The sequence below is a fragment of the Rhizomicrobium sp. genome (genome assembly GCF_056722145.1).
The window spans coordinates 1-6,710 of sequence record NZ_JBWZET010000352.1 but is presented as its reverse complement, the minus strand read 5'-3'; the positions used below and the strand labels follow the sequence as shown (position 1 = coordinate 6,710).

The 6,710-nt window shown below is 66.1% G+C and carries 5 protein-coding genes; all 5 read right to left on the bottom strand.

From position 1 onward, the window contains the following. Window positions 1-56: 56 nt before the first annotated feature. Complete coding sequence (locus tag AC1P6P_RS18610) at window positions 57-3,041, bottom strand: Tn3 family transposase (RefSeq protein ID WP_481403941.1); 2,985 nt, start codon at window positions 3,039-3,041, stop codon at window positions 57-59. After that, window positions 2,971-3,636 (bottom strand): recombinase family protein, encoded by a 666-nt coding sequence (locus AC1P6P_RS18605; RefSeq protein ID WP_481403940.1) that lies wholly within the window; start codon window positions 3,634-3,636, stop codon window positions 2,971-2,973. The genes AC1P6P_RS18610 and AC1P6P_RS18605 overlap by 71 nt, the downstream gene beginning before the upstream one ends. 375 nt (window positions 3,637-4,011) lie before the next feature. Next, window positions 4,012-5,535 carry an IS66 family transposase gene (tnpC, locus tag AC1P6P_RS18600; protein ID WP_481403939.1) on the bottom strand — a complete coding sequence of 508 codons (1,524 nt, stop codon included), beginning with the start codon at window positions 5,533-5,535 and terminating at the stop codon, window positions 4,012-4,014. A 72-nt stretch (window positions 5,536-5,607) separates the two neighbouring features. Next, window positions 5,608-5,964, bottom strand: a complete 357-nt coding sequence (tnpB, locus tag AC1P6P_RS18595) for an IS66 family insertion sequence element accessory protein TnpB (RefSeq protein ID WP_481403938.1) — start codon at window positions 5,962-5,964, stop codon at window positions 5,608-5,610. Beyond that, window positions 5,961-6,407, bottom strand: coding sequence for an IS66-like element accessory protein TnpA (gene tnpA / locus AC1P6P_RS18590; protein ID WP_481403937.1), 447 nt, complete (start codon window positions 6,405-6,407; stop codon window positions 5,961-5,963). The genes tnpB and tnpA overlap by 4 nt, the downstream gene beginning before the upstream one ends. Between the last annotated feature and the right edge of the window lie 303 nt (window positions 6,408-6,710).

Sequence of the window (6,710 nt, the reverse complement as noted above, 5' to 3'; positions counted from 1 at the left end):
GGGCCAGAACGCACGAAACGCCCGGATTTGACAGATAAGGGGACGAAGCGAGAACGTCATGCGGCCTTGCGGGTGAACTCGGGTGTGGGCCGGAGCGGCCTCATTCCGTCGGTGTTTTCCGACACGCTGTGCTGGGCCCCCCAGACGTAGTCGCCGGTCAGGTTGACATGTTCCCAGCCCAGCGGGGACAGATGGGCCAGTAGGTGATCCGGGACATCCTCAACTTCGCGCAGGGTAGCCACTGCGCGTTCGAGATACCGCGTGTTCCACAGGATGATTGCGGTGACAAGCATGTTCAGGCCGGAGGCGCGGTTCTGCTGGTTTTCATAGGTGCGGTCGCGGATCTCGCCCAACCGATGAAAGAAGACAGCTCGTGCCAGGCTGTTGCGGGACTCGCCCTTGTTGAGTTCCTGGCCGGTCTCGTGACGCAGAACCGGGTCATTGATCCAGTCCAGCGTGAACAGCGTGCGTTCCAGACGTCCCAATTCGCGCAACGCGGCGGCGACGCCGTTCTGACGTGGATACGAGGCAAGCTGTCGCATGATGAGGGACGCCGTCACGGTGCCGGTGCGGATGGAGGTAGCGATGCGCAGGATCTCTGGCCAGTGGGCACGGATGAGGTCAACGTTGACGCGGCCGGCGATCATCGGCTCCAGCGTGGGATAGGCGGAAGGCTTGCTGAAGCTATAGAGGCGGCGATGCTTGAGGTCCGGGATGCGCGGCGTGAACTCAAATCCAAGCAGGCTGCAAAGCGCAAAGACGTGGTCGGAATCCCCGCCGCCATCGGTGTGGTGGCGACGGGACACGACCTCACTCTGGTGATAGAGCAGCGCGTCTAGCACATGCAGCGCCTCGCTCGCCGTGGCGGCGATCAGCTTGGTGTAGAACGGCGCATAGCGGTCCGAGAGATGGGTGTAGATCTTGAACCCTGGCGTATGGCCGTAATGAGCGTTGAGGCGGCTCGCATCGCGACCGAAGCCGGAAGCCTGGAAGAACTGCCCGTCCGACGACGATGCTGTGCCGCGGCCGAAGTTCGCAGCAAATGGTTCACGCTGTTGGTGATTGACCAGGCACCGCAGTGCCAGGGCGTAGGTTTCCTCGCGGATGTGCCAGTCGGAGGTCCAGGCGAGTTGGCTGAGGCTGGCGATGCTGCTGGCCTCGGCCATGCGGGTGAGGCCGAGATTCAGCCCCTCGGCGAGCAGCCCCGCCATCAGGATGCGAATGTCGGCGGCTGGCTCTCCGGTGTGCAGATGGGTGAAGCAGTCGGCGAACTGCGTCCAACTCGCCACTTCGGCCAGCAGATCGGTGATGCGGATGCGCGGCAGCATCGAATAGAGCCGGACGGCGAGAGCCTCGGCCTCTGGCGGCGTCGATTCTTCGATGGCCGCGATCTTCAGCACGCCGTTGCTGATGGTGACGTCCGGCAGCTTGCCGTCCCGGGCGCGGGCGTTGGCATCGTTGAAGCGCTCATCCAACAGGGCACGACGTGCGGCGATGAACTGCTCGAAGTCCGGCTCGACGGCGACCGGCAGGGTGCTCTCTTGCTGCAGCGTTTGCAGGGTCTGCGTGGAGATCAGTCGCTCCTCGAAGGAGCGGTATTGTCGACTACCGGCCACCCAGACATCGCCGGCGCGTAGCCGGTCGCGCAGCTCCGACAGGACGCACAGTTCATAATGGCGTCGATCGATGGGACCGCCTGGGAGGACATACGGTGCCCAACGCCGCCGCACGAACCCGGTCGGCGCGGAGTGCGGCAGGGTGGTGGCCCCCGAACGGTTCATTTCGCGTAGCACCGCGATGGCACGCAGCAGTGATGCCGACGTCGGCATACTCTCGAACTCGAATGCCGCAAGGAAGGCTGGCGACCAGCGCCGGCTGCCGGCGTAATGCCGGACGAGATCCTGATAGGTGTCGAATGCTTCCGGCCGCGCCAGCGCCTCGGCTTCGGTGACGGTCGTGCAAAACTTCTCCCAGGGCATCAAGGCAATGATCGCGTCGTAGGCATCCTGCTTGGCGTCGCGAGCGGCGATCAGCGCGGCGCCGACGCGCGCGTAGAGATGGACCTTCTCATTGATAACCCTGGCATCCGCCTGGAAGGCGCGCGCCTGCCGCCCCTCGGCCTTGCGGAACATGGCGCCGACCAGCCGGTCGAACAGATCGATGGCCTGGTCGGTCAGGTTGGGGATGAGGTCCAGAGTGGTGGCCACCAGGATCGCGTGCCGCCGCTGCCGTTCGTAGCCGGCGACATGCTGGACGGTGACGCGGCCCGCCTCACGGGCGAGCTGCGCCATGCGCGCCTGGTGAACGAGGTGTCCACAGCCGGGCTCGATGCCGATCGCACGCGCATGCTCCAGCCGCTCGATCAGCCCGAGCATCGCTGTCGGCGTGGCGGCCTCCGGCATCTGCCGCAACCAGGTCAGCCAGCTCTGCCCGGTCTCCTCGCGGCGCTCGGACAGTGCATCGAGCCGTTTGCGCTGCTCGGCAGACAGGCCAGCCGTCAGGCGACGGTACACTTCCCGCCGGGCTTGATGACGAACCTCGATGCAAAGGCGTTCGAGCGCCGCTGGCCAAGGCAGGATGATCCGACGTCGCCGGCACTCTTCCACGACCAGCCGAGCCAAATGGCCAAGTCGTTCGTCTTCAACGGCGTGCGGCAGCAGCCACGCTGCCAGCTCAGCGGCGGGGCGCGTCCCGAACGGGCGCAGCCGCAGCCTGTCCTGCAGCTCCGCGGCATGGCACCTGCGGTTCCGCTCAGTGGCCAGATATTCGTCGACCGCCTCCGGAAGGACACCGATCTGGTCGGCAATGAACGCAAGGAGCGGCCCGGGCGGCCTTTCGCCGGCGCGCAGCGGGCGACCCGGATAGCGCAGATAGCAAAGCATCAGCGCATGACCGAGGCGGTTGTGGTCGCCCCGGCAGCGTTGGATCATTGCGAGGTCAGCGTCCGACAGCGTGTAGTGGCGCACCAGCTCACGTTGATCCCCTGGCGGATCGAACAACTCCGTGATCTGGGCCCATGTCAGTTGCTGCCGTCGCGCCACTCATGCCTCCTGGCTCTTTGAGGGCGGGAGACCATCCGATCCGGGCCAGGGAGTCGAGGAGCGTGCTGCGTTTGACGCCGAAGGTGCGACAGACCGCGGCTTTCGTGGCGCCGCTGTCCAACGCCGCGATCACGGCGCCGAGCTTCTCGGCGTCGATCGCTGTCGGACGCCCGCCGCGGCGTCCGCGCCGGCGTGCCGCCGCGAGCCCGGCCTGCACCCGTTCCTGGAGCAACGATCGCTCGAACTGGGCGAGCGCGCCGAAAACATGAAAGAGGAACTCACCCTGGGGCGTCGTGGTGTTCATCTGCTCGGTCAGCGAACGAAACGCGATGCCACGCTTCTTGAGATCCGTCACCGTGGTGAGGAGGTGGGACAACGATCGGCCGAGCCGATCCAGCTTCCAGACGACCAGACAGTCACCGGGCCGCATGAATGCGAGCGCCTTGGCCAGACCAGTACGATCATCGCGATTGCCGCTGGCCCGATCCTCGAACAGGTGACGCTCGTCGACGTCGGCAGAGAGAAGCGCGTCCCGCTGCAAGTCCAGCACCTGACGGTCGCCGTCGCTGGAGACTCGCATATAGCCGACCAGCATGTGCGGAAAACCCCATCTGGAACGTTTCCGCACAGTATCCCATTCCGACAGGGTTTGTCGCACCCTTTCCCGGCCAAGAATGCCCGCTTCCGGACACCGCGGACCACCTGACGGAAATCACCTGTTTTCCGTCTCGCCCGTCGCGATCGAGGCCGACGGGCTACAGTCGTCCAACCATCTGTTCTCGTTCGAAAATTATGCCCGCCCGCGCCGACATCACGGCCTATCTGTCAAATCCGGACGTTCCGTGCGTTCTGGCCATAAGGGACAAGACACGCCGTCAGACAAGGCAGGAATGCCACGGTGCGCGGTCGCGTCAAAAGGTGGCTCCTCGGTAAGCGCTGTGCTGTGGCCCTACGGGCCAGGGCTTGACGTTCAGGCGGAGGCCGCCGGTGCGGAGCACCAGGGCATGAGTTCGTCGATGCGGGCCTGAGGCCAGCCATTGACGAGACGAGTGAGCAGGTCGGCGAGATAGCGCTCGGGATCGACTGAGTTGAGCTTGCAGGTCTCGACCAGCGAGGCGACGGCGGCCCAGTTCGCTCCGCCTTCGTCGCTGCCTGCGAACAGCGCGTTCTTTCTGCTCAAAGCCACCGGGCGCATGCTTCGCTCGACGGTGTTCGTATCGAGTTCGATGCGGCCGTCGTCGAGGAACTGCACCAGGCCCTGCCAGTGCTTGAGGGCATAGGCAATCGCGTCAGCGGTCGGGCCACGAGCCGGCAGTTTGGCGAACTGTGCTTCGAACCAGGGACGCAGTTCGGTCACCAATGGCCGGCTGCGCGCCTGACGGATGGCGAGCCGCTCGGCGGATGTTTTGCCGCGGGCCTCCGTCTCGATGCGATACAGCGCAGCAATCCGCGCCAGCGCTTCAGTCGCGATCGGCGCCGCCCCCGTCTTGGCGAGATCGTAGAAGCCTCGTCGGACGTGGCTCCAACAGAAGGCGAGCACGCGCGGACCGGTTTTGCCGGTCGGATCCATCAGGCTCTGGTAGGCGGCATACCCGTCGCATTGCAGGATCCCGCGGTAGCCGGCGAGCAACGCGCTGGCGTGCTCCTTCCCGCGTCCAGGCGCGTAGGTGTAGACGACCGCCGGCGGCGCCTTCCCGCCCCACGGCCGGTCGTCGCACGCGACAGCCCAGAAGTAGCCACGCTTGGTGCGGCCACGGCCGGGGTCGAGCACCGGCACCACGGTCTCATCGGCGAACAGCCGCACCGAGGCCAGCACGATCTCCTTCAGGCGGCCGACCACGGGGGTGATCTCGGCCGCGGCGTAGCCGACCCAGAACGCCAGCGTGGAACGATCGAGCTCCACGCCTTGCCGCTCCAGCATCTGCGCCTGGCGATGCAGGGGCAGGTGGTCGGCGTAACGCGCGACCAACACGTGCGCGACGGTGGCCTCGGTCGGGATGCCGCCCTCGATCAGCCGCGGCGGCGCGGGCTGCTGGACCACGACACCCGCACAGGCGCGGCAAGCCAGCTTCGGCCGCCGGGTGACGATCACCCGGTGCTGGGCCGGGATGACGTCCAGCCGTTCAGAGGTGTCCTCGCCGATCACCACCATCGGCAGTCCGCAGCATGGGCAAAGGGTCTTCTCCGGCGCCAGCGTCACCTCGATGCGTGGCAGGTGCGCCGGCAGCTTGCCACGATTGGCGCGACGCCTGGCCGCACGCTCGCGCTTCAGCGCGGGATCGCGGTGTTCGGCTTCCGCCTCGCCCTGGGCGATCGCCGCTTCGAGATCCGCGAAGCCAAGCTGCAATTGCTCGTCGGGCAACCGCTCCGACTTCTGGCCGAACTGGTGGCGCCGCAGCTTCAGCAGGATGTGGCGCAGACGGTCGTTCTGCGTCGTCAGCGCATCGCGTTCCGCAACCAGAGCGTCGCGCTCGGCCAGGGTCGCCAGCAGCATCGCGCGCAAAGCCCCGGCATCGGCTGGCAGGCTCTGGATTGCGGTGGGAGCGGCTGGCATGACGCGCCGATTCTATCCAGCAGCGCTCGGCGTGGGAATCCTCTGCACGGATTGGACACGCGTCCAGTCAAGCCCATCGAACAGAGCAGCAAACTCCACAGCGGATAGCTTCATGACGCCGTCCGTTACCGGCGGCCAGCGAAATGCAGTTTGCTGCAATTGCTTCCACACCAGGACCAGCCCGCTGCCATCCCAGAGAAGAATCTTGATGCGGTCTGCCCGTTTGGCGCGAAACACGATCGCCACACCGGAAAACGGATCCTCACGCAGCACCTCCGCAGCCAACGCTGCAAGACCGTGCGCCCCCTTTCGAAAATCAACCGGGCGCATCGCCAGCAGAATGCGCGCACCCGTGGGAATCGAAATCATGCCACCGACGCCCGGATGGCACGCAACACCGTCGCCAACTGCTTGGCGTCCACCCGCGCCATGACACGAACCACGACACCGGCAAGCTCGACCTCGAACAGCACGCCAGAGGCCGTCGGCGTCGCGGATGGTGGGGTTTGCCTGGCAGGCTTCCCCAACCGCGGCGGCTCGCTCACGATTGGCACGAACGCCGGCTCCGCCACTTCTACCGCCGCCGCCGGAAGGGCCAGGTCGCCCGCCCGGGCCGCGCGTCGCCAGCCGAACACCTGCTGCGGACAAACCTGCCACCGACGCGCGACCTCCGTGATCACAGCCCCGGAGACCAGCGTCTCCGCCACGATCCGCCCCTTCTCCGCTGCCGACCATCGCCGGCGGCGCCCGGGACCAGTCAGAACCTCTATCCGCCGATAGCCGCCCTTCGCGTCGACGTTAACGTCATCCATAACGATAGCTCGAAGCCCTCCGTCACTCCCGCAGGGCCTCCGAGCACTTTCATCGCCTCAACGGAAGAAGGGCCACAGGACATCGCTTACGCTCCTCGCCATGCTCGCCCGTGAAGAACGGGCTGCGCGTGGCTCTGGTGCCGCCTACGGCGCTTTTGACGCGCCCTTGTGCGCCGTGGCTGCGCTGATGGCGTCGGGACGAAGGGCTGTAGCGCGACAAGCTGGATGATGAGCCAGCGTCAATCAGGATGGTGATTGCGACGGCGCTTGGGGTGAGGATTGCCGAAGTTGATTGTCGCTGCA